This is a genomic window from Streptomyces sp. NRRL WC-3626 (genome assembly GCF_000718785.1).
In the GTDB taxonomy this organism is placed as follows: Bacteria; Actinomycetota; Actinomycetes; order Streptomycetales; family Streptomycetaceae; genus Streptomyces; species Streptomyces edwardsiae.
Map to the genome: position 1 here is coordinate 317,516 of NZ_JOCA01000003.1, position 21,131 is coordinate 338,646.

Consider the following 21,131-nt stretch of genomic DNA (forward strand, 5'->3'; position numbering starts at 1 on the left):
AGATGTACGACCCCACAGTCGCCCGGCTCACCTACCGGGCCCTGCTCGGCCGTCGCCGGGCCCTCATCCTGGGCGCCCTGCCGCTGCTGCTGATCGCGATCTCCCTGGCCGTGCGCGGCCTCGCGGGCGCCGACGACCAGACCGCGGCGGACGTCCTCGGCGGGCTCGCGCTCGCCACCATGGTGCCGATCATCGGTGTCATCGCCGGAACCGGGGCCATCGGTCCCGAGATCGACGACGGCTCGGTGGTGTACCTGCTGTCCAAGCCGATCAAGCGGCCGACCATCATCTACACCAAGCTGATCGTCGCGATCGCCGTCACCATGGTGTTCTCGGCGGTGCCGACCCTGATCGCGGGCTTCATCCTCAACGGCAACGGCCAGCAGGTCGCCGTCGCCTACACCGTGGCCGCGCTGGTCGCCTCGATCGCGTACGCGGCGCTCTTCCTGCTGCTGGGCACCGTCTCGCGGCACGCGGTGGTGTTCGGGCTGGTCTACGCGCTGGTCTGGGAGGCGCTGTTCGGCTCCCTGGTGCCGGGTGCGCGCACGCTGAGCGTTCAGCAGTGGTCGTTGGCGGTGGCGCAGAAGGTGTCCGGCGGTGAGCTGGTGACCTCGGACGTGGGTCTGACGACGGCGACGGTGCTGCTGGTCGCGGTGACCGTGCTGGCGACCTGGTACGCCGGGCAGAAGCTGCGGTCGCTGACGCTGGCCGGTGAGGAGTAGGCGGTCCCCGCCGGGTTATTCGGTGGCGTCGGTCTTTTCCGGCGGGCAGAGTGGTTGTGTCCGCATCGCCGGGAAAGTCCGGCGCCGATTGCCGGGAGGGGAGCGGAGGAGTCCATGCGTGGCATGGCCCGTTCCTTGCAGGGCGGTCCGTGGGGGGCTTCGGAGCTGCTGCTCCGTCGAGCCCGCCCGCACGGGACCGTCCGGGGCGGCCGCTTCGAGCACGCGTATCTGTGGCGCGTGGGCCGCCCTTCCCTGGTTTCGCCTCTTCGGAGGCGGTCGCGGAGTCGGGGCGGGTGGGGGTGCGCAGCCCGGTGTTCGCGGGGCGCGCACCCCCATCCGTGCCGTCCTGGGGATACCTCCCCGGGCCCTTGAGATACCGGGGGAGGCACGATCGCCCGCAGTTATGGCAGAAGGCGTTCCAGGGCCCGGGCGATGCCGTCCTCCTCGTTGGAGGTCGTCACCTCGTCTGCCACTGACTTCAGGTCCTCGTGGGCGTTGGCCATGGCTACGCCGTGGGCGGACCAGGCGAACATCGGGATGTCGTTGGGCATGTCGCCGAAGGCGATCGTCTCCGCGGCCTTCACGCCCAGCCTGCGCGCGGCCAGCGACAGGCCCGTGGCCTTCGAGAGGCCGAGCGGGAGCAGTTCGACGATCCCCTCGCCCGCCATGGTGACGGTGACGAACCCGCCCGCGACCCCGGTGGCCGCCTCGGCGAGCTCGTCCGACGTCAGCCGCGGGTGCTGGATGTACAGCTTGTTCAGCGGCGCCGTCCACAGGTCGGACGCGTCCGTGAACGGTGTCGCCGGGAGCGCGCCCTTGACCTCGTACCCGGGGCCTACCAGCACATCGCCGTCCAGACCGTCACGGCTGGCCGCCAGGTACAGCGGGCCGACCTCCGCCTCGATCTTGGCCAGCGCCACCCCGGCCAGCTGCCGGTCCAGGGTCACCGACGTCAGCAGGCGGTCCGCTCCGGCGTCGTACACCTGCGCGCCCTGGCCGCAGACGGCGAGTCCCTCGTAGCCGAGGTCCTCGAGTATGGGGCGGGTCCAGGGCACCGCGCGACCGGTGACGACGATGTGCGCGGCGCCCGCCGCGGTGGCCGCGGCGAGCGCGTCACGGGTGCGGCGGGAGACCGACTGGTCCTCCCGCAGCAGCGTGCCGTCGAGGTCCGTGGCGATGAGCCGATAGGGGAAGAGGGTGCTCACTTGCTGACCGGCTCCAGGATCTCCCGGCCGCCCAGGTACGGACGCAGCACCTCGGGCACGCGCACGGAGCCGTCGGCCTGCTGGTGGTTCTCCAGGATCGCGACGATCGTGCGCGGTACGGCGCACAGCGTGCCGTTGAGCGTGGCCAGCGGGCGCACCTTCTTGTCCTCACGGACCCGGATCGACAGCCGGCGCGACTGGTACTCGGTGCAGTCCGAGGTCGAGGTCAGCTCGCGGTACTTGCCCTGGGTCGGGATCCAGGCCTCGCAGTCGTACTTACGCGCGGCCGAGGAACCCAGGTCGCCCGAGGCGACGTCGATCACGCGGAACGGCAGCTCCAGCGACGTCAGCCACTGCTTCTCCCACTCCAGCAGCCGCTGGTGCTCCGCCCGCGAGTCCTCCGGGGCGACGTACGAGAACATCTCGACCTTGTCGAACTGGTGCACGCGGAAGATGCCCCGGGTGTCCTTGCCGTGCGAGCCGGCCTCGCGGCGGAAGCAGGGCGAGAAGCCCGCGTAGCGCAGCGGCAGCCGGTCGGCGTCGAGGATCTCGTCCATGTGGTAGGCGGCGAGCGCCACCTCGGACGTGCCGACCAGGTAGAGGTCGTCCTTGTCGAGGTGGTAGACGTCCTGGGCCGCCTGGCCGAGGAACCCGGTGCCCGCCATCGACTGGGGGCGCACCAGCGCGGGGGTCAGCATCGGCGTGAACCCGGCGGCCGTGGCCTGCGCCATCGCGGCGTTCACCAGGGCGAGCTCGAGCAGCGCGCCGACGCCGGTCAGGAAGTAGAAGCGGGAGCCCGAGACCTTGGCGCCCCGCTCGACGTCGATGGCGCCGAGGAGCTGGCCGAGCTCCAGGTGGTCCTTGGGCGCGAAGCCCTCGGCGTCGAAGTCGCGGATGTCTCCGTGCGTCTCCAGCGTGACGAAGTCCTCCTCGCCGCCGACGGGAACGTCGGGGTGGACGAGGTTGCTCAGCCGGAGCAGGAGGTCCTGGGTCTCCGTCGCGGCGGCGTCGCGGTCGGCGTCGGCCGCCTTGACGTCGGCGGCGAGCTGGCCGGCCCGCTTCAGCAGCTCGGCCTTCTCGTCGCCGGAAGCCTTGGGGACGAGCTTGCCGAGCGACTTCTGTTCGGCGCGCAGCTCGTCGAAGCGGACGCCGGACGACCTGCGCCGCTCGTCGGCAGACAGGAGGGCGTCGACGAGCGCGACGTCCTCTCCACGGGCGCGCTGGGAAGCGCGCACACGGTTGGGGTCCTCACGAAGCAGGCGAAGGTCAATCACGCGCTCAAGGCTACCGGTGCGGGGTGACGCCTCACGACTCACTATTGCGGTGTCATGGCACACGTTCCGTCATGGGGCGAATGCGCAATGTGTCCCGCAAGGTCAATGAATGCGGCACTTCCCCCGGAACGGGTCGGTTCGCGGGCCGCCGGTTGACCTGACTTCCTTGCGGGGAGCGGAACTTGGGCTTCGGTTGTCCACAGGTGCTCACCCTTTCGGTGAGGTTATCCACAGGGTGTGGGGAAGATCTGTGGATGCCGGAATCGATCACTCCGAAGTGCTTGATCACCGTCGAGGATTCCATGGACAAACCCCCCTCATCCCCACTTTTGAGTGGAAACGACTCATCCCAAAGGGTTGACCAAAGGAAAAGGGTGGACGAAGGGTGGGGCGCCGGGCGATAAACGGGATCATGACCCGTGGGGCGATTTGTCGACCGAATGTCGCTTCGGTGTCGACTTGTCCCCAGGTAGAGAAGCGGACCTGTGGATAACTTCTGTGGACAATGAAAATCAGCAGGTAGGACCGGCCCCTACGCGCCGAAGGAGAGCCCGGGGTCCGTCAGAACCGCCCGTCCTGGCACCGGGCGACCCAGTCCGCGGCCCCCACGAACTCCTCGTCCGACGTACCGGGAAACGTCGGCCGCACCTCCCCCGGACGCACATCCGCGCGCGGGTACGAGCCGAGGAAACGCACCTGCAGACAGATCCGCTTGAGTCCCATCAGCGCCTCGGCCATCCGGCGGTCCGAGATATGGCCCTCGGCGTCGACGCAGAAGCAGTAGTTGCCGATCCCGGCGCCGGTCGGCCGGGACTGGAGCAGCATCAGGTTGATGCCGCGGGTGGCGAACTCGCCCAGCAGATCGCGCAGACCGCCGGGGTGGTCGTCGCGCTGCCACAGCACCACGGAGGTCTTGTCGGCGCCCGTGGGAGCGGCGGGCCGGGCGGGGCGGCCCACCAGGACGAAGCGGGTCTGGGCGTTCTCCGCGTCGTGGATCCCCGTCTCCAGGGCCTCCAGGCCGTACCGGGCGGCCGCGAACTCACCGGCGAAGGCGGCGTCGTACCGGCCCTCCTGGACCAGTCGCGCACCGTCCGCGTTGGAGGCCGCCGACTCCCAGACGACGTCCGGGAGATGCGTCTTCAGCCAGTTGCGGACCTGTGGCTGGGCGGCCGGGTGGGCGGTGACCGTCTTGATGTCCGACAGCTTGGTGCCCGGACGGACGAGCAGCGCGAAGGTGATCGACAGCAGCACCTCGCGGTAGATCATCAGCGGGGTGCCCGCGACGAGTTCGTCGAGGGTGGTGGTGATACCGCCCTCGACCGAGTTCTCGATGGGGACGAACGCGGCCTCGGCCTCGCCGACGCGCACCGCGTCGAGCGCGGACTGCACCGACACGTACGGGATCAGCTCACGGGTGGCCGCCTCGGGAAGCGTGCGCAGGGCGACTTCGGTGAAGGTGCCCTCTGGACCGAGATACGCATAGCTCGCTGGCATGACCTCACCCTAATGGGCCCGGCCGACGGCGTTTCCCGATGCGGCCCTCAGGGGTGAGCCGGAGCGGTTCTCACCCCTCCAGCAGGCGCTGGCCCACATACTCGCCCTCCGCCGCGCCGCCCGGCACCGCGAACAGCCCGCTCGACTCGTGGCGGACGAACGGCGTGAGGGCGTCGCCCCGGTCGAGCTTGCGCTGCACCGGCACGAAACCGCGCAGCGGATCGGCCTGCCAGCAGATGAACAGCAGGCCCGCGTCCGGCACCCCGTCCGAGCCGATGCCGTCGTGGTACGAGAACGGGCGGCGGAGCATGGCCGCGCCGCCGTTCTGATCGGGCCGGGTGATCCTCGCGTGGGCGTTGAAGGGGACCACCAGGTTGCCCTGGGAATCGGTCTTCTCCAGGTCCATGTCGGACGTCTCGGTCCCGCCGGACAGCGGCGCCCCGTCGGCCTTGTGGCGCCCGATGACGCCCTCCTGCTCCCGGAGCGACAGCTTCTCCCAGTCGTCCAGCAGCATGCGGATACGACGTACGACGGCGTAGGAGCCGTTCGCCATCCAGGCGGGCTCGCCCTGCTCCGGGACGTAGATCCGCTGGTCGAAGTCGGAGTCGGCGGGCTTGGGGTTGCGGGTGCCGTCGACCTGGCCCATCAGATTGCGGGCGGTCATGGGTTGGGCGGTGGCACCGGGTGAGCGGTTGAAGCCGTTCATCTGCCAGCGCACCCTGGCCGCCGAACCCGCGTCCTTCTGGACGGCGCGCAGGGCGTGAAAGGCCACGAGGGCGTCGTCGGCGCCGATCTGCACCCACAGGTCGCCGTTGCTGCGGGCCTTGTCGAGGTGGTCGGAGGAGAAGTCGGGCAGCGGGTCCAGGGCGACGGGGCGCTGCTTCTCCAGGCCGGTGCGGGCGAAGAAGCTGTGGCCGAAGCCGAAGGTGAGGGTCAGGGAGGAGGGGCCGGCGTCGCCGGCCACACCGGTGTCGTCCTGTGCGCTGGGCTCGCCCGCCATCAGCCGGCGGGCGGTGTCCGACCAGCGACGCAGCAGGGCGGCCGCCTCCTTGCGCCCCGCGCCGGGGGCGAGGTCGAGGGCGACGAGATGACCGCGGGCCTGGAGCGGCTGGGTGATGCCGGGCTGATGTTTCACGTGAAACGGGACCTGGCTGTCGCCGACCGAGGTCAGGGGGGTGGCACCGGCCGGCGCCGACGCGTATCCCACGGCCCCGCCGGCCGCCCCGAGTGCGAGCCCGGTGGCACCAGCCGTGCCGAGCAGTCGGCGTCGGGAGATGCCGTGGCCGGCGGCCCGGTCCCTTTGCTCCTCCTGGGGCGGTTCGGGGGTCCGGACCTGTGAAATGGACTGGTCGGGCATGGTGGTTCAGCCGATCTTCGCGTTCTTCGAGACGGTCACCTGGTCGATGTCGGAGGTCCGCACGGTCACCTCGACCTTCCAGTCGCCCGTCATGGGGATCTGTACGCCGCTCGCGGACCAGTGTCCGGTGGTGATGCGGTCGGGGGCCACGGGCAGCGGCCCGATGTCCTTGGCGTCGAGGGTGAGGGCGATCTTCACCTCGGGGACGTCGAAGGGCCGGCCGTCCGTGCCCTCCACATAGACGTGCATGGTGTTGTCGCCGACCCGGGCGGGGTCGAGGTCGACCGTGACGACGCCCTTGCCCTTCTCGCCACCGGTGTCGAAGGACATGTTCAGCGTCACCGCGCCGGTGCCCTGGCCCGTCGAGGGGGTCGAGGAGGACGACGAGGAGGTGGCCGCCTTGGCGTCCTGCTCCGTACGTCCGGGCTCCGTCTGGGTCAGTACGGTGGTGACGGCGAGCAGGACCACGGCTATGCCCGCTTCCGCGAGTACGGAGCGGCGCAGTCCGAAGCGGTCGGGGTCGGCGTCCCGCAGCCGCTTCTGCCGGGCGCTCTCCACCGCGGCCCGCTGCCGCGCGAGCTGGGCGGCGCGGGTGCCGTCGCCTTCGCCGGCCCCGGCGGTCCCGGAAGCTCCGGGGTCACCCTTGCCGGACCTGACGGCCCCGGACTCGGCCTCCGCGGTCCCGGCAGTCCCGGAGCGGCCCTTCCCGGACCTGATGGTCACGGGGTCGCCCTTTTCGGACCCGGTCTCTTTGACGCCGGCGGTACCGGAGTCGGCCTCGTCCGAGCCCGGGTCGGCCGTCTGGGAGCCGGCCGTCCCGGAGCCGGCCTCCCCGGCTCCGGCACTTCCCGAGCGGCCCTTGCCGGCACCGGAAGACCCGGCCCCGACAGTCGGGTCGGCCTCGGCCCCGGCAGCCTTGCCTGCCGCCACCGGCTGCTTCTTTTCCCGGCCGCGATCCGCCACCGCCACCGTCCCCGCCGCCAGCCGTGCGGTCCAGCGGCGGGAGACGGAGGCGGCCGCGACCATGAGCGCCACCAGGACGATCTTGGCAAGCAACAGCTGCCCGTACCGGGTGTCGGTGAAGGCCGACCAGGAGCCGAGCTGACGCCAGCTCTGGTAGACACCGGTGACGACCAGTGTCACCACGCTGCCGAAGGCGAGCCGCGAGAACCGCTGGACGGTGTCCTGGCCGACCGGGGTGTCGGCGGGCGCCCGGTAGAGGGCGACGATCAGGGTGGTGAGTCCGCCGAGCCAGGCGGCGACGGCGAGCAGGTGGAGCACGTCGACGGGCATGGCGATACCCGGCTGGAGCCCCTGGGAGGCGTGTTCCGACATGGCCCAGCTCGCGGCGATCCCGGCCGCCACGACCGTTCCGCCGATCGCCAGCCCGAAGGTCAGGTCCCGCTTCTCCTCGTCCTCCCGCTTGTCGTAGGCGCCGAACAGCACGGCGATGAACAGGGCCGCGGCGGCGAGCAGCAGCAGCCGGGACACCAGTGCCGCACCGGTCTTCGTCTGGAGCACGTCCCCGAGCAGCGACAGGTCGAAGACGTCGCCGACCGCCCCGGAGGTGGTGTAGGAGCCGCGCAGGAGCAGCAGCGCGAGTGTGGCGCCGGTGAGTGCGAGCCATCCGGAGACGACCAGCCGCTGGACCGCCCGCACACCGGCGCCGCGCCCCCAGCAGGCGAGCACGAAGGCGGCCCCGCCGGCCATGACGACGAAGCCGGCGTAGGACACGTAGCGGCCGAAGCCGTAGAGCCAGCCGATCAGACCGTCGTCGGAGGCCTGCGCGGAGACCGAGACGGTGGTCTCGGAGGGGGCGCCGATGGAGAAGGTGAAGGCACCGGCGACGGGATGGCTGTCCGCGGAGACCACCTGGTACGCGACGGTGTACGTGCCGTCGGGCAGCCCGCTGAGCAGTCGCACGGTGTATGTCGTGCCGCTGGGGTTGGCCGGCTCGCCCCTGTCGATCCGCTTGCCCTTGGGGTCGAGGACGCGCACGGCGTCGTCGCTCACCGCGATCTGCTCGGAGAAGGTGAGCGAGATCTGGGCGGGCGCCGTGTCGACCACCGCCCCCTGCCCGGGGTCGCTGCCGGTCAGCGCGGCGTGCGCGGAGGCGGGAGCGGCTCCGGCGAGGAGCGCGCCGGTGACGGCCAGGAGCAGCAGCACCAGGGTCCGCACGCGGGGGGCGATGGTCTGGGTCACAGGGGTGTCTCCCTCAGTGTCCGGTCTTCGGGGAATAGGTGGCCGACTTGACCGGGATCTCGACCGTGACGGGGTCGGACCGGTCGAAGGTCAGCTCGACGGAGACCTTCTGGCCTTCCTCGGGCTTCCGCTTCAGCTGCTCGAACATCAGATGGTTTCCGCCGCTCTCCAGCACCAGGCTGCCGTGCGCCGGGATGTCGAGGGACTCGGCCTCCTGCATGGCCCCGTCGACGGTGCGGTGCACGGTCACCTGGCCGGCGGCGTCGCTGCTGACCGAGGTGAGCCGGTCCGCGGTGTCGCCGTCGTTGCTGATAGTGAGGAAACCGGCGGCCATGTCGGACACCGGCTGCGGCATGTACGCGGCGCCGACGGACAACGCCGCCTCGCCGCCGCCGGAGTCGGAGCCGCCGCAGCCGGCCAGGGCGAGCGCCCCGGCGGCGACGAGGGCCGCGAGTGCCGGGCGCCTCACGGGTTCTCACCCTTGATGAGCTTGGGGAGGTCCTTGGTGTAGTCGTCGACGGTGGCGTCCTCGCCGTAGAGGACGTAACCGCCGTCGGTCTTCGGCGAGAAGGCGATGACCTGGGTGCCGTGGTCGGAGACGGTCTTGCCGTTGTCGTCCTCGCGCGGCGGGTCGATGGAGATGCCGAGGGTGCGCGCCCCGGCCTGGATGGTGTCGAAGTCGCCGGTCAGACCGACGACCTGGGAGTCGATGCCCTTGAGCCAGGTGCCCAGGGCGGCGGAGGTGTCGCGTTCCGGGTCGGTGGTGACGAACACGATCCGCAGTGCGTCCTGCTGGTCCTTGGACAGCTGCTTCTTCGCCACGGCGAGGTTGTTCATCGTCAGCGGGCAGACGTCGGGGCAGTGCGTGTAGCCGAAGTAGATCAGCGTGGGCCGCCCCGCGGTCTCCGCACGGAGGTCGTACTTCTTGCCCTGGGTGTCGGTGAGCACGAGGTCGGGCTTCTCGAACGGCTTGTCGAGGACGGTGGCCGCCTTCTGGGAGCCGGCCTCCTCGGACACCACGGCGACGGGCGTGCCGCTGTCGCCGTTCCCGCTGCCGCAGGCCGAGAGAGTGAGGGAGGCGACGGCGAACAGGGCCGCCGCCGCGAAGGTCTTGTTGCGCATGAAGGGTCCTGAGAGGTGAGTGCTCCGGCGCGCACCGGAACCGGCCACGGGGCCGTGAGCGCCCCGGTGCGCGCCGTCGAGCGGAGAAGAATGTCAGGCGGTGGTGCGCCGACGGCCGGCGAGTACGCCGTAGGCGACGCCCGCGGCACCGACCACGATGCCGACGACGCCCAGGACGCGGGCGGTGGTGTCCGTACCGCCGGAGTCGCCCTCGTCGGCGGAGGCGGAGGTCTTGGCCGAGGCGTTCTCGGCGCCCGCGGTGTCCTCCGCGTCCTTGTCGGCCGCGGCGCCGTGCGAGTGACCGTCCTCGGTGGCCTCGGACAGGGCCAGCACGGGCGCCGGGTGCTCCGGCTCCTCCTGGCCCTCCTGCGGCACCTCGATCCAGCGGACGACCTCCTTGTTGGAGTACGTCTGCAGGGCCTTGAAGACGAGTTCGTCGGCGTCCTCGGGCAGCGTGCCGACGGAGACCGGGAACTTCTGGAAGAAGCCGGGCTCGATGCCGTCGCCCTTGGCGGTCCAGGTGACCTTGGAGACCGCCTCGTCGATCTTCTTGCCGTGCATCTCGAGCGGCTTGTCCAGCTTGGACTTGGTGACCTTGGCGTCCCAGCCGTCGACCGGCTGCGGCATCACGGACGCCAGCGGGTGGTCCGTGGGGAACGTGATCTCGAGCTTGGTCGTCGAGGCGTTGTCCCGCTCATTGGGGACCTTGAAGTCGACGACCGCGTAGCCGCCCTTGGCGGCCGTGCCCTCCGGCTGCACGCTCACATGCGCGAAGGAGGGGGTGGACACGGTGAGAACGGCGACACCGGCGACGGCAGCGGCGGCGGCGATACGGGAAGCCTTCATGGCAGAAGCACTCCGCTTCGATGAGGTTTTTGACGGTGAGGGATGTGCCACGTGTGCCGCCGGACGGCCTCCATGGAGCACGGCCGGGAGCACACGGAGAAGGCCGCACGCGCGTGCCGCGCACCGGCGCCCTCTCCGTGGTGGAACCCGGAGCGGCGCGTCAGGCGGCGAGAGCGAGTGCGGTGCCGGAGGCCGGCGGGCCCCGGCGGATCACCGTGTGCTGGAGTGCGGGGGTACGGGGCAGGGGCGGTGCGAGCAGCGCGGTGCGCGGCATGCGCGGGGCCCCTTCCGGTGCTCCCGGGAGCCCGGCGCGCAGGGTACGTACCAGGGTGAGCGCCGCGCGGAGCGACCGTACGAGGGCGCCCTCGGCGACGCCGTGCGCCGACAGTTCGGTCAGCCGCAGCAGCGCCAGATCACCGCGGCGCAGCAGCCATCCCGCGGCGACCGCGGCGAGGACGTGGCCGAGCAGCATCGGCAGCGACGGCAGCAGTGACGCCGGGGCGACCGCGGCGGTCTCCGCGTGGGCGGCCCCGGCGTGGTGGATCCGCGCGTCGGCGAGGACACGTTCGGCCTCGGCCGGGCTGATCGTCGCCGCGCCGGGGCCGCACAGCAGCCGCGCGGCCCGTTCGACCAGCGCCGCGTCGGAGAGCGCGGACGACGGACCCGGGGCGGGCACACCGTGCTGCCCCAGGCCGAAAAGCATGTGCAGGGCCGTCTGACCGCCCGCCAGCAGCGCCGCGATCCCCGGCAGCGATCTCGCCCGTCCGGCGAGCGGCACCGCGACCGCGACGGTCCCGAGGAACCCCGCGCCCAGTGTCCACAGGGGGACGGCGGCGCAGGAGGCGACGGTGTGGCCCGCCCCGGCCAGCACGACGCAGACCGCGGCGAACACCGCGGCCCGCAGGATCCGGACTTCGTGTCCGGAGCGCGCCGTGCGCGGGTGGGGGGCAGTCATGGCGCGCTCATCATCGCACCGGTCCACCGGTCGTCGTACGGCAGGTCCGCAAGATGAGGTACGACCGGAAGATCACATCTGCCACAGGGCGCCCCACATACACCGATCGGCCGCACGACACACCCGCCATATGGGCGGTGTCACGTCAACTGCACGCTTACCGACGGGCACTCAGGGCAATACGTAACGGTATGTCGAGCCGCAGCCAGGAGGCTGGAGCATGAGCATCTGGTGGTCACTCCATCTGCGCCGCGATGCCGCCAGCGTGCCGCTCGCCCGGCGCCTGCTGCTCGGCACCATGGAGACCGCGGGCGTCGACCCGGACATCTCCTACGACCTCTCCGTCGCCCTCAGCGAGGCCTGCGCGAACGCCGTGGAGCACGGCGGGGACACCGCGCGGGGCGCCGTGTCGGAGGCGTACCGGGTGACCGCCTACCTCGACGGCGAGAAGTGCCGCATCGAGGTCGCCGACACCGGTCCCGGCTTTCCCGGCGCGACCGGGAGCCGCCCCCGGCAGGCGCCGGCCGACGCGGAGCACGGGCGGGGTCTGGGTCTCATCCAGGAGCTCGCCGACCACGTCCACATCGGCAACAAGCCGGGCCGGGGCGGCACGGTGGTCAGCTTCGACAAGATCCTCAAGTGGCGCGAGGACGCCCCGCTCGTCGCGGTGTAGCGAAGGCCGGGCACACACGCGTGCACCCGGCCTCCGTGTCCCCGCGCGTCGGCGTCCCCGCGCGTCGGCGTCCCCGCGCGACGGCGTCCCCGCGCGTCAGCCCTTGAGGCCCGCCATCCACGCCTCGACCTCGTCCGACCGCCGGGGCAGCCCGTCGGACAGGTTCCGGTTGCCGTCCGCGGTCACCAGGATGTCGTCCTCGATGCGGACGCCGATGCCCCGGTACTCCTCGGGCACGGTCAGATCGTCGGCCTGGAAGTACAGGCCGGGCTCGACGGTGAGCACCATGCCGGGCTCCAGCGTGCCGTCGACGTACGTCTCGGTCCGCGCGGCGGCGCAGTCGTGGACGTCCATGCCGAGCATGTGACCGGTGCCGTGCAGCGTCCAGCGACGCTGCAGGCCGAGCTCCAGCACCCGCTCCACCGGGCCTTCGACCAGGCCCCACTCGACGAGCCGCTCGGCCAGCACGCGCTGGGCGGCGTCGTGGAAGTCGCGGTACTTGGCGCCGGGCTTCACCGCCGCGATACCGGCCTCCTGGGCGTCGTACACGGCGTCGTAGATCTTCTTCTGCAGCTCGCTGTACGCGCCGCTGATCGGCAGCGTGCGCGTGACGTCGGCGGTGTAGTACGTGTGCGTCTCCACGCCGGCGTCGAGGAGCAGCAGGTCGCCGGAGCGGACCGGTCCGTCGTTGCGCACCCAGTGCAGCGTGCACGCGTGCGGGCCGGCGGCGCAGATGGAGCCGTAGCCGACGTCGTTGCCCTCCACGCGGGCGCGCAGGAAGAACGTTCCCTCGATGTAGCGCTCGGAGGTGGCCTCGGCCTTGTCGAGGACCTTCACGACGTCCTCGAAGCCGCGCACGGTGGAGTCGACGGCCTTCTGCAGCTCGCCGATCTCGAAGCCGTCCTTGACCAGTCGCGCCTCGGAGAGGAAGACCCGCAGCTCCTCGTCGCGCTCGGCGGTGACCTTGTCCGTCAGCGCCGCCTCGACGCCGGCGTCGTACCCGCGCACGACCCGCACCGGCCCGGTGGCCTCGCGCAGCGCGCCGGTCAGCTCGCGGACGTCGGAGGCGGGGATGCCGTAGAGCTGCTCCGCCTCGGTGAGGGAGTGCCGGCGGCCGACCCACAGCTCGCCCTGCCCGTCCAGCCAGAACTCGCCGTTCTCACGGTCGGAGCGGGGCAGGAGGTAGATCGTCTCCTTGTGGCCGCCGGCCGTGGGCTCCAGGACGAGGACGCCGTCCTCGGTCTGGTTGCCGGTGAGGTACGCGTACTCGACGGACGCGCGGAAGGCGTACTCCGTGTCGTTCGACCGCGTCTTCAGGTTGCCCGCGGGGACGACCAGACGCTCGCCCGGGAAGCGGGCGGAGAGCGCCGCGCGGCGGGCGGCGGTCTCGGCGGCCTGGGGGATCGGCCGCAGGTCGTGCAGCTCGGTGTCGGCCCAGCCGCTCTTCATGCTCTCGGCAAGCTCGTCGGACACGCCCGGGTACAGGCCGTTCTTGCGCTGCTTGACGGGCTCCTCTTCGGCAGTCTCCGGGGTCTCCGGCAGCTCCTCCGCCACGGTCATCCTCCTAGGTACGGCACTGGACCACCCCCCATCGTACGGTCGTACGGAATCGGCCGAACGGGGTACGGACCGGTGGCGCGGAGGGACGGGCGCGGCTACTCGAACCGCGCCGCCAGCAGCACGACGTCCTCCCTGGACTCCGCCGTGTCCGCCCCGTCGGACAGCACCGCGCGCAGGACGTGGTCGGCGACGGCGCCGGGGTCGTGGCGCAGGGCCTTGGGCACCCCCGCCGCGGCCGCGTGCAGCCGGGCGAAGGCGCGGTCGGTCGGGTCGCCGGTGCGGTGCAGCAGCCCGTCGGTGTACATCAGCACCGTCTCCCCCGGCTCCGCCTGGACCTCCACACTGGGTGCCTCCCAGCAGGCGAGCATGCCCAGGGGGGCGGAGACCGACGTCTCGACGAACTCGGTGCGGCGCTCGCCGAGCAGCAGCGGCGGACTGTGCCCGGCGCCGGCCAGCGTGATCCGGCGCAGCGCGGGTTCGCAGTAGCCGAACAGGGCGGTGGCCGACCGGGCGGGTTCGGTGAGCCGGAGCAGCAGCTCCAGGTCCGACAGGACGGCGACGGGGTCCTCGCCCTCCATCACGGCGTACGCGCGCAGCGACGCCCGCAGCCGTCCCATCGCGGCGACCGCGCTGGGACCCGACCCGGTGACGGAGCCCACGGTGAGTCCGAGTGCGGCGTCCGGCAGCGGCAGCGCGTCGTACCAGTCGCCGCCCCCGCGCGGGGACGTGCGGTGCCGCGCGGCGAGCTGGACGCCCGGGACCCGGGGCAGCCGGGAGGGCAGCAGCTCCTCGGCCATCGTGGCCATGCGCACACGTGTGCGCTCGAGTTCGAGGAGTCGTGCCAGGTACTCGGCGCCGTGGCGGACGTACAGGCCGACGAGGTGGCGCTGGCGCTCCGACGGCTCGGCCGGCTCGTCGTAGAGCCACACCGCGGCGCCCAGTCGCCCGGAGGCCTCGGCGGTGAGGGGGAGGGTGAAGCTGGCGGCGTAACCGAGGCGGGCGGCGACCTCGCGGTGCCGGGGGTCGAGACCCTTCTCGGCGAACAGATCGGGCTCGGCGACGCCGTCGTCGGTACCGGGCAGTCCGTCGAGGATCCTGCCGTACGGCAGTGAGCCGCGCGGCACCGTCTCCAGGTGGCCGAGATCCGCGCGGGCCAGTCCGAGGCCGACGCTGGTGGCCGGGCCGAGACCGTCGGCGGGCTCCAGGGCGACGAGGCCGCGCCGCGCGCCCACCAGGGCGGCTCCCGCGCGGAGCAGTTCCCGGAGCGCCTCGTCGAGCGTGTCCGCGCGAGCCAGGCGTTCGGTGAGCTCGTGCAGGGACGTGAGGTCGGAGACCCAGCCGGCGAGGCGGTCCTGGAGCAGCGCGCCCGGCGCGTGCTGGGGGTTTGCCGCAGGGGCGGGAGAGGTACTCGCGACGGGCGCGACAGTGTGTGCGGGTGAGGGAACCGTTGAATCGATTCCGGCCACTTTCGGAGGGTGCGGGGCGTTCATGGCGTCCGGCTTTCCGACCGGTACGTACTGCTCAAAAGCATCGCAAACCCCCATGTCATTCTGCGTCGCCGGCAGTGTCTCCACATGTACACGTACTCGTGAGGAGATGTCCAGCATTGTCCTGCTGGGATTCCTGGTGTCCGTGAGACTGAAGGGAACTCCCGGCGCACCTCTTGCCGAAATGTGAAGTTGGCTTGAAACTGCCTCAGGGGGAGGCTTATTGCGGTCGACTGGCCTTGCTCGACGGAGCGTCACAGCGGTCGTGATGGGTACGTACTCGGAGAAGGCCAGGGGTGGTTGGAAACCGCTCGGGAACCTGGCGACGGACCCGGGCGTCTTAACCACCGACGACCGTGCCCCATCCTCCCGTGGCGGAGGCGGAGAGAAACACGCGCGACGGTAAACGCCAGACTTCGCCACCCCCACGCCACGCCCGTACTTCTGATACACGCAGTATGGGTGGAACGGCCGCGGAGGCAGCCCATGCTCGGCCCATAGGGGTTCCCCCTGCCCGACGCGGGGGTGTGATGCGCCAACAGGTACGCACAGTGAAGTGATCGACACATGACGTGATCTGGACCCACGGTGTTGCCAGGCGTGCAACGGAAAGGAACGAGCGCTCATGCGCGAGATCCTCGGAAGGCGACGCAGGCTCCTGTCCCGGCGCGGCGACGAAGGGCCCGATCTGATCGGCGCGGCCCTGACCTTCGCCTCGGACTGGCAGTGGCCCGTACTCCCGGGCGTGGCGGTGGACCCGCAGGACCGGTCCCGCTGCGCCTGCCCCGACCCCGAGTGCACGGTGCCGGGTGCCCACCCGTTCGACCCCGGTCTCCTCGCCGCCACGACCGACGCGCGCATGGTGCGCTGGTGGTGGGGCAACCGGCCGACGGCGCCGATCGTCCTGGCCACCGGAGGCAACGCGCCCTGCGCGGTGTCCCTGCCCGCGCCGGCGGCCGCCCGCGCCCTCGGCGCGCTCGACCGGCGCGGTATGCGGCTCGGGCCGGTCGTCGCCTCGCCGGCCCGCTGGTCGATCCTGGTGCGGCCGTACTCCATGGAACAGCTGGGTGAGTTGCTGTACGCCAAGGACTTCGTCCCCGGCTCCCTCCGTTTCCACGGCGAGGGCGGCTACATCGCGCTGCCTCCGTCGCAGACCGCGCAGGGCGGGATCCACTGGGAGCGGGCGCCGCTGCCCGGCTCGGCCTCGCCGTGGGTGCCGGACGTGGAGGCGGTGGTGGACGCCGTGGTCGACGCCCTGACCCGTACGGGCGTGAGCGCGCCGGAGCTGTAGGCCGCGCGTCCCGCGCGACGCGTATGCCCCCGGGGCACGGTCCAGGGGCGGTACGCCCCCGCCCGGTACCGACGTCAAACCGCTGAACCCCGTCGACGCCGGCGGGGTTCACGTCTGCGCGCGGGGCTCGGGGCGCGGCCCCGGAATTCGCCGTCACCGTGCTCCGGGGCGACTCGCTCATGACGACGGGCCGTCGGCGGTCGACCGCGTTCCGTGAACGGCGGGTGGTACACGAAGACCCGGTTGCTGGCGACGGGGGATGCACCAGCAACCGGGCTACGGGAACGGTAACAAGAGATCGGCGGTTCGCAAATTCGATCTCGGCGTTTCCGGTCACCGACTGGCTTGTCCCCGACGGGAGTTACGCATGGGTCAGGTGGTGCGCGACAGGCCGGTTCCGCCGGCCGGCAAGCCGGCGGAACCCCGTCGCGGACCTCCGCCTCAGCTGAGCGTGACCTGGCGGTTCGTCAGCCCGCCGCGCGCGCGGCGCTCGTCGGCGGTCAGCGGCGCGTCCGTGGCCAGCGCGGCGGCGAGCCGCTCGGCGAACTCGGCCGCCGGCTTCTCCACGTCCTCGGCACCGACCGCGCTCGGCAGGTCCCACACCGGCACGGTGAGGCCGTGAGCGCGGAAGGAACCCACGAGACGGGTGCCCTCGCCGAGCGAGGAGCGTCCCGCCGCGTGCAGCCGCGCGAGAGCGTCCAGAAGCTGCTCCTCGGGGTACGGCATGACCCACCGCAGATGGTTCTTCTCGGGCGTCTCGCACCAGTACGCCGAGTCCACGCCCGTCAGCTTCACGGTCGGGATGGCCGCGGCGTTGGCCCGCTCCAGGGAGGCGGTGACATCCGGCGTGGCGTTCTCCGGGTCCGGGACCCAGAACTCGAAGCCGCTGTGCACGACCGGCTCGAAAGCGCCCTCGGGGTCGAGCAGATCCTGCAGCCGGACACCGTCGGCGGGGGCGCGCCGGGACTGCACCGGCGTACCCGGGTCGGCGGTGAGCGCGCGCTGCAGGGTGTCGGCGAGGTCGCGGCTGATGTCGCCGGAGGAGGTGTCGTTCTGCAGGCCGAGCAGGACCGAGCCGTCGTCACGGCGCAGGGCGGGCCAGGCCATCGGCAGCACCGTGGCCAGCGTGACCGACGGGACGCCCTCGGGCAGGTCCTCCTTGAGCGCCAGCTCGACGGTGGCGGCCGGCACCAGCTCGCGCAGCGCCACCCAGTCGCACTCGCCCGGCAGGCCCTCGAACGGGCGGTGCACCAGCTCGGTCACCGCGTGCGCGGCCTCACGGCCGTGGCAGGCCTTGTAGCGGCGGCCGCTGCCGCACGGGCAGGGCTCGCGTGCGCCGACGACCGGGATCTGCCCGTCCGTGAGCTGCGGGCGCTTGGCCTTCGTCTGGGGTCGCTTCTTGGCCATCGTGGGTGTCTCCCGGTTACGGCTCGTCTCGTACGGGCGCGAGCCTAGCCGTTCATGCCACGGCCGACCGGAACCTGTGGACAACGTGCCGACCTGTGGACACGGCGAAGACCCCGGAGCGGGGGCCCGCCCTCAGCCCACGTCGTCGAAGACGTCCCCGAAGTCCAGCCCGGGCATACGGGAGACGGACGGAGCCGTCACGCGCGCGGCGAAGTCCTCGCGCCGGCGCCCGGCGGCCCCGGCGTCCGGGTCGTACACGTCGTCGTGGACGACCACCCACACCGTGACCTCGCCCGGCACCTCGTCGCGTACGCCCCAGTCGTCGGCCAGCGCCGTGATGATGTTCAGCCCCCGGCCGCCGTGCGCCGTGACCGACGGGGTGGCCGGCGCCGGGCGGGTCGGGCCGCCCCCGTCCGTGACCTCGACGACGAGCCGTCCGCGCGGATCCACCCGCCACGCGGCCCGTACGTCCCCGTCCCCGGCCAGGGCGTCGCCGAGCGGCCGGCCGTGCTTGCACGCGTTGCTCAGCAACTCGGACAGGATCAGTACGGCGTCGTCGATGACCGAGTCCGCCACCCCGCCGTCGCTCAGCTGCGTACGCATCCGGCGCCTTGCCTTCCCCACGCCCGCAGGGCCATGGGGCACGGCCATGCTCGACGACGTGGGCACCTCCTGTGCCACCACCAACGCCACCCCCGAGACCTCCTTCGCCCACGCCACGGTGTGGATGCCCCATGGGCCCGAACCGGAAACCGGCCGATCCCCGGCCGGTGACGCACTCGAAACGGCCGAACACGCACCGAACGCGCCGGAGCACACCCCGTAGCCATGTGGCTGGATTTCGTCGCAGTGGCCGAGATGTGAGGATGCGCCGGTTCCGGGCACCGGGTCAAGACGTGTGCGCGCTACGCCTGGGACGGGCGGGACGGGTGGTGCGCCGCGCGGTCAGCGGCCGAGCTGATCGAGCACCGCGCGGGGACGGTTGGTGATGAGGGCGTCCACGCCGAGACGCACACAGAGGTCCACGTCCTCCGGCTCGTTCACGGTCCACACGTGCACCTGGTGGCCGGCCTGCTTGAGACGCTCGATGTACGCGGGGTGGCTGCGCACGATCCGGATCGAGGGCCCCGCGATCCGCACACCGGCGGGCAGCCTCCCGTCGCGCAGCCGCGGCGTGACGAACTGCGTCAGGTGGACCGTGGGCAGCGTCGGCGAGGCGGCGCGCACGCGGTGCAGCGACCGCGCGGAGAAGCTCATCACGCGCACCGGGGAATCCTCCGCGGCGGCGGGCGCGTCGAGGCCGAACCGCTTGAGCAGGAGCAGCAGCCGCTCCTCGACCTGACCCGCCCACCGCGTGGGGTGCTTCGTCTCGATCGCCAGCTCGACGCGGCGCCCGGCGTCGGAGACCAGCCCCAGCAGCCGCTCCAGGGTGAGGACGGAGGTGGCCTCCCGGTCCTCCGGGCGGTGCTCCCAGTCGGGTTCCTCCACGCGCGGCCCTCCGGCGGGGTCGCGGCTCTTCCAGGAGCCGAAGTCCAGGGCGGCCAGATCGGAGAGCTCGAGCGCCGACACGGCACCGCGGCCGTTGGACGTACGGTTGACGCGACGGTCGTGCACGCACACGAGGTGACCGTCGGCGGTCAGACGCACATCGCATTCGAGCGCGTCCGCACCGTCCTCGATCGCTTTGCGGTACGCGGCCAGCGTGTGCTCGGGGGCGTCCTCGGAGGCTCCGCGATGTGCGACGACCTGGGGCGGGTGCTGTCGTGCGTGGGTCACCGCGTCATGGTGCCATCGCGCGCGGGCGGACGTTCGCCCGGAGTCGCGTGAACGGTGTCGCCGTCCGGTCGGAGGCATCGAGTGGCGTGCCTTACGTGAGTAATGCCCTATATAAAGAATGGCCCCGGACCCACAGGAACGGCTTATGGTGCCCTGACGGCCCATGGGAAAAGCTGTCGTCATACAAAGAGACATGCACAGCTGTATCGCGCCGGCTCGTGGACGGGCGTGAACGAGCGTGACCGAGTGCGACCCGAAAACAACAGCCGTGGACCGAGGAGAGAAGCTGTGAGCACCGAGAACGAGGGCACCGCGGTACCCCCGGCCCCGTCGGCACCGCCGCCCGCGCCGGTGGATGCTCCCGCTGCTTCGGCGTACCAGGGGCAGCCGGCCCCGGGAGCGGCTCCGGAACCGGGCCCCGCCGCGCAGAACGCCGATCACGGATACGGCACCGCTCCCCAGCCCCCGGTGGGTGAGCACGGCTGGGGCCGCCCGCACGGCACGCACGGCGGACAGGAACCCACCCCTCCCCCCGCCTCGTCCCCCGACGCCCCCTGGCCGCCGCCGGCGTACGGCGGCGGCGGGCACGGCGCGGGCGGCGGCTGGGGCTCCTCGTACCAGCAGCCGGCGCCGAAGAACGGCGGCGGGCGCGGCCGAATGGTCGCCGCGGTCCTGGTGGCCGCGCTGGTCGCGGGCGGCCTGGGCGGCGGTCTCGGCTACACGCTGGCCAAGGAGAACGACACCGACGGCTCGACGACCGTCTCGGCGTCCACCAGCGGCGGCAACGTGAAGCGTGATCCGGGCACGGTCGCCGGCGTCGCCGCCACGGCGCTGCCCAGCACGGTCACGATCGAGGCCGAGAGCAGCAGTGGCGAGGGCGGCACCGGCACCGGTTTCGTCTTCGACACCCAGGGCCACATCGTCACCAACAACCACGTGGTCGCGGACGCCGTCGACGGCGGCAAGGTCTCGGCGACCTTCCCCAACGGCAAGAAGTACGACGCCGAGGTGGTCGGCCACGCACAGGGCTACGACGTGGCGGTCATCAAGCTGAACAACGCCCCCTCCGACCTGAAGCCGCTCACCCTCGGCAACTCCGACGACGTCGCGGTCGGCGACTCGACGATCGCGATCGGCGCGCCCTTCGGCCTGTCGAACACGGTGACGACGGGCATCATCAGCGCGAAGAACCGCCCGGTCGCCAGCAGTGACGGTTCCGGCAGCCAGGCCTCGTACATGAGCGCCCTGCAGACCGACGCGTCGATCAACCCGGGCAACTCGGGCGGCCCGTTGCTCGACGCCAAGGGCAATGTGATCGGTATCAACTCCGCGATCCAGTCCACCAGCAACGGCGGCTTCGGCACGGGACAGGCCGGCTCGATCGGCCTGGGCTTCGCCATCCCGATCAACCAGGCCAAGTACGTCGCCCAGGAACTGATCAAGACGGGCAAGCCGGTGTACGCCAAGATCGGCGCGTCCGTCTCCCTGGAGGACTCGACCGGCGGCGCGAAGATCACCGAGCAGGGTGCGGGCGGCTCCGAGCCGGTGGACCCGGGCGGCCCCGCCGACAAGGCCGGCCTGCAGCCCGGCGACGTCATCACCAAGCTCGACGACCGGGTCATCGACTCCGGCCCGACCCTGATCGGCGAGATCTGGACGCACAAGCCGGGCGACGAGGTCACGATCACCTACGAGCGCGACGGCAAGGAGCGCACCACGGAACTCACCCTGGGCTCCCGCGTGGGCGACAGCTGACCGCA

17 protein-coding genes and 1 pseudogene are annotated in these 21,131 nt (G+C 71.8%); 4 read left to right on the forward strand and 14 right to left on the reverse strand.

Annotation, left to right across the window (positions count from 1 at the left end; all coding sequences use genetic code 11):
• The first annotated feature begins 2 nt into the window (after nt 1-2).
• Nucleotides 3-722, forward strand: coding sequence for an ABC transporter permease subunit (locus IF28_RS0107105; protein ID WP_030215576.1), 720 nt, complete (start codon nt 3-5; stop codon nt 720-722).
• Between the two features lie 401 nt (nt 723-1,123).
• Here IF28_RS0107105 and IF28_RS0107110 read toward each other — a convergent pair whose 3' ends face one another.
• The 9 genes from IF28_RS0107110 to IF28_RS0107150 all read right to left on the reverse strand — a co-directional run bounded on the left by IF28_RS0107110 (nt 1,124) and on the right by IF28_RS0107150 (nt 11,177).
• A complete protein-coding gene (locus tag IF28_RS0107110; RefSeq protein WP_030215578.1) occupies nt 1,124-1,927 on the reverse strand; it encodes an HAD family hydrolase in 804 nt (267 codons plus the stop codon).
• A complete protein-coding gene (gene serS, locus IF28_RS0107115; RefSeq protein WP_037892718.1) occupies nt 1,924-3,201 on the reverse strand; it encodes a serine--tRNA ligase in 1,278 nt (425 codons plus the stop codon). The genes IF28_RS0107110 and serS overlap by 4 nt, the downstream gene beginning before the upstream one ends.
• A 561-nt stretch (nt 3,202-3,762) precedes the next feature.
• Nucleotides 3,763-4,695 carry a prephenate dehydratase gene (gene pheA / locus IF28_RS0107120; RefSeq protein WP_030215580.1) on the reverse strand — a complete coding sequence of 311 codons (933 nt, stop codon included), beginning with the start codon at nt 4,693-4,695 and terminating at the stop codon, nt 3,763-3,765.
• Nucleotides 4,696-4,765: 70 nt separating this feature from the next.
• On the reverse strand, nt 4,766-6,052 hold the full coding sequence (efeB, locus tag IF28_RS0107125; protein ID WP_030215582.1) for an iron uptake transporter deferrochelatase/peroxidase subunit: 1,287 nt from the start codon (nt 6,050-6,052) through the stop codon (nt 4,766-4,768).
• Nucleotides 6,053-6,058: 6 nt separating this feature from the next.
• Nucleotides 6,059-8,254 (reverse strand): copper resistance CopC/CopD family protein, encoded by a 2,196-nt coding sequence (locus IF28_RS0107130; protein ID WP_030215585.1) that lies wholly within the window; start codon nt 8,252-8,254, stop codon nt 6,059-6,061.
• Nucleotides 8,255-8,267: 13 nt separating this feature from the next.
• Complete coding sequence (locus tag IF28_RS0107135) at nt 8,268-8,723, reverse strand: copper chaperone PCu(A)C (protein ID WP_030215587.1); 456 nt, start codon at nt 8,721-8,723, stop codon at nt 8,268-8,270.
• Nucleotides 8,720-9,376, reverse strand: coding sequence for an SCO family protein (locus tag IF28_RS0107140; protein ID WP_030215589.1), 657 nt, complete (start codon nt 9,374-9,376; stop codon nt 8,720-8,722). Before IF28_RS0107140 ends, IF28_RS0107135 begins: the two co-directional genes overlap by 4 nt.
• Before the next feature lie 93 nt (nt 9,377-9,469).
• Nucleotides 9,470-10,222, reverse strand: a complete 753-nt coding sequence (locus IF28_RS0107145; RefSeq protein ID WP_030215594.1) for a YcnI family protein — start codon at nt 10,220-10,222, stop codon at nt 9,470-9,472.
• Between the two features lie 160 nt (nt 10,223-10,382).
• On the reverse strand, nt 10,383-11,177 hold the full coding sequence (locus IF28_RS0107150) for a hypothetical protein (RefSeq protein ID WP_030215595.1): 795 nt from the start codon (nt 11,175-11,177) through the stop codon (nt 10,383-10,385).
• A gap of 220 nt (nt 11,178-11,397) precedes the next feature.
• On the opposite strand from IF28_RS0107150, the gene IF28_RS0107155 reads away from it, so the two are divergent.
• Nucleotides 11,398-11,850 carry an ATP-binding protein gene (locus IF28_RS0107155; RefSeq protein ID WP_030215596.1) on the forward strand — a complete coding sequence of 151 codons (453 nt, stop codon included), beginning with the start codon at nt 11,398-11,400 and terminating at the stop codon, nt 11,848-11,850.
• 96 nt (nt 11,851-11,946) lie between these two features.
• On the opposite strand, the gene IF28_RS0107160 is transcribed toward IF28_RS0107155, so the two are convergent.
• Both IF28_RS0107160 and IF28_RS0107165 read right to left on the reverse strand, forming a co-directional pair.
• The gene (locus IF28_RS0107160; protein WP_106982010.1) at nt 11,947-13,404 is read right to left on the reverse strand and encodes an aminopeptidase P family protein; all 1,458 of its coding nucleotides are present in this window, start codon (nt 13,402-13,404) and stop codon (nt 11,947-11,949) included.
• A gap of 101 nt (nt 13,405-13,505) precedes the next feature.
• Nucleotides 13,506-15,017: a PP2C family protein-serine/threonine phosphatase gene (locus tag IF28_RS0107165; RefSeq protein WP_078620916.1), complete on the reverse strand. Its 1,512-nt coding sequence runs from the start codon at nt 15,015-15,017 to the stop codon at nt 13,506-13,508.
• A gap of 505 nt (nt 15,018-15,522) precedes the next feature.
• Between IF28_RS0107165 and IF28_RS0107170 the strand changes: the two genes are divergently transcribed.
• The gene (locus tag IF28_RS0107170; protein WP_030215604.1) at nt 15,523-16,188 is read left to right on the forward strand and encodes a bifunctional DNA primase/polymerase; all 666 of its coding nucleotides are present in this window, start codon (nt 15,523-15,525) and stop codon (nt 16,186-16,188) included.
• 441 nt (nt 16,189-16,629) lie between these two features.
• Here IF28_RS0107170 and IF28_RS0107175 read toward each other — a convergent pair whose 3' ends face one another.
• The 3 genes and pseudogenes from IF28_RS0107175 to IF28_RS0107190 all read right to left on the reverse strand — a co-directional run bounded on the left by IF28_RS0107175 (nt 16,630) and on the right by IF28_RS0107190 (nt 19,371).
• A complete protein-coding gene (locus tag IF28_RS0107175; RefSeq protein WP_030215607.1) occupies nt 16,630-17,595 on the reverse strand; it encodes a DUF5926 family protein in 966 nt (321 codons plus the stop codon).
• A gap of 132 nt (nt 17,596-17,727) precedes the next feature.
• Nucleotides 17,728-18,374, reverse strand: a pseudogene (locus tag IF28_RS0107180) (ATP-binding protein).
• A 166-nt stretch (nt 18,375-18,540) separates the two neighbouring features.
• The gene (locus IF28_RS0107190; RefSeq protein ID WP_030215618.1) at nt 18,541-19,371 is read right to left on the reverse strand and encodes a glycerophosphodiester phosphodiesterase; all 831 of its coding nucleotides are present in this window, start codon (nt 19,369-19,371) and stop codon (nt 18,541-18,543) included.
• Nucleotides 19,372-19,659: 288 nt separating this feature from the next.
• On the opposite strand from IF28_RS0107190, the gene IF28_RS0107195 reads away from it, so the two are divergent.
• A complete protein-coding gene (locus IF28_RS0107195) occupies nt 19,660-21,126 on the forward strand; it encodes a S1C family serine protease (RefSeq protein ID WP_030215621.1) in 1,467 nt (488 codons plus the stop codon).
• Nucleotides 21,127-21,131: the final 5 nt, after the last annotated feature.

What these genes read in the sequence shown, in the direction of transcription:
- IF28_RS0107105 (WP_030215576.1), top strand. Translation starts at nt 3, where the DNA reads ATGTACGACCCCACAGTCGCCCGGCTCACCTACCGGGCCCTGCTCGGC.
- IF28_RS0107145 (WP_030215594.1), bottom strand. Translation starts at nt 10,222, where the DNA reads ATGAAGGCTTCCCGTATCGCCGCCGCCGCTGCCGTCGCCGGTGTCGCC.
- IF28_RS0107150 (WP_030215595.1), bottom strand. Translation starts at nt 11,177, where the DNA reads ATGACTGCCCCCCACCCGCGCACGGCGCGCTCCGGACACGAAGTCCGG.
- efeB (WP_030215582.1), bottom strand. Translation starts at nt 6,052, where the DNA reads ATGCCCGACCAGTCCATTTCACAGGTCCGGACCCCCGAACCGCCCCAG.
- IF28_RS0107175 (WP_030215607.1), bottom strand. Translation starts at nt 17,595, where the DNA reads ATGGCCAAGAAGCGACCCCAGACGAAGGCCAAGCGCCCGCAGCTCACG.
- IF28_RS0107170 (WP_030215604.1), top strand. Translation starts at nt 15,523, where the DNA reads ATGCGCGAGATCCTCGGAAGGCGACGCAGGCTCCTGTCCCGGCGCGGC.
- IF28_RS0107140 (WP_030215589.1), bottom strand. Translation starts at nt 9,376, where the DNA reads ATGCGCAACAAGACCTTCGCGGCGGCGGCCCTGTTCGCCGTCGCCTCC.
- IF28_RS0107165 (WP_078620916.1), bottom strand. Translation starts at nt 15,017, where the DNA reads ATGCTGGACATCTCCTCACGAGTACGTGTACATGTGGAGACACTGCCG.
- pheA (WP_030215580.1), bottom strand. Translation starts at nt 4,695, where the DNA reads ATGCCAGCGAGCTATGCGTATCTCGGTCCAGAGGGCACCTTCACCGAA.
- IF28_RS0107155 (WP_030215596.1), top strand. Translation starts at nt 11,398, where the DNA reads ATGAGCATCTGGTGGTCACTCCATCTGCGCCGCGATGCCGCCAGCGTG.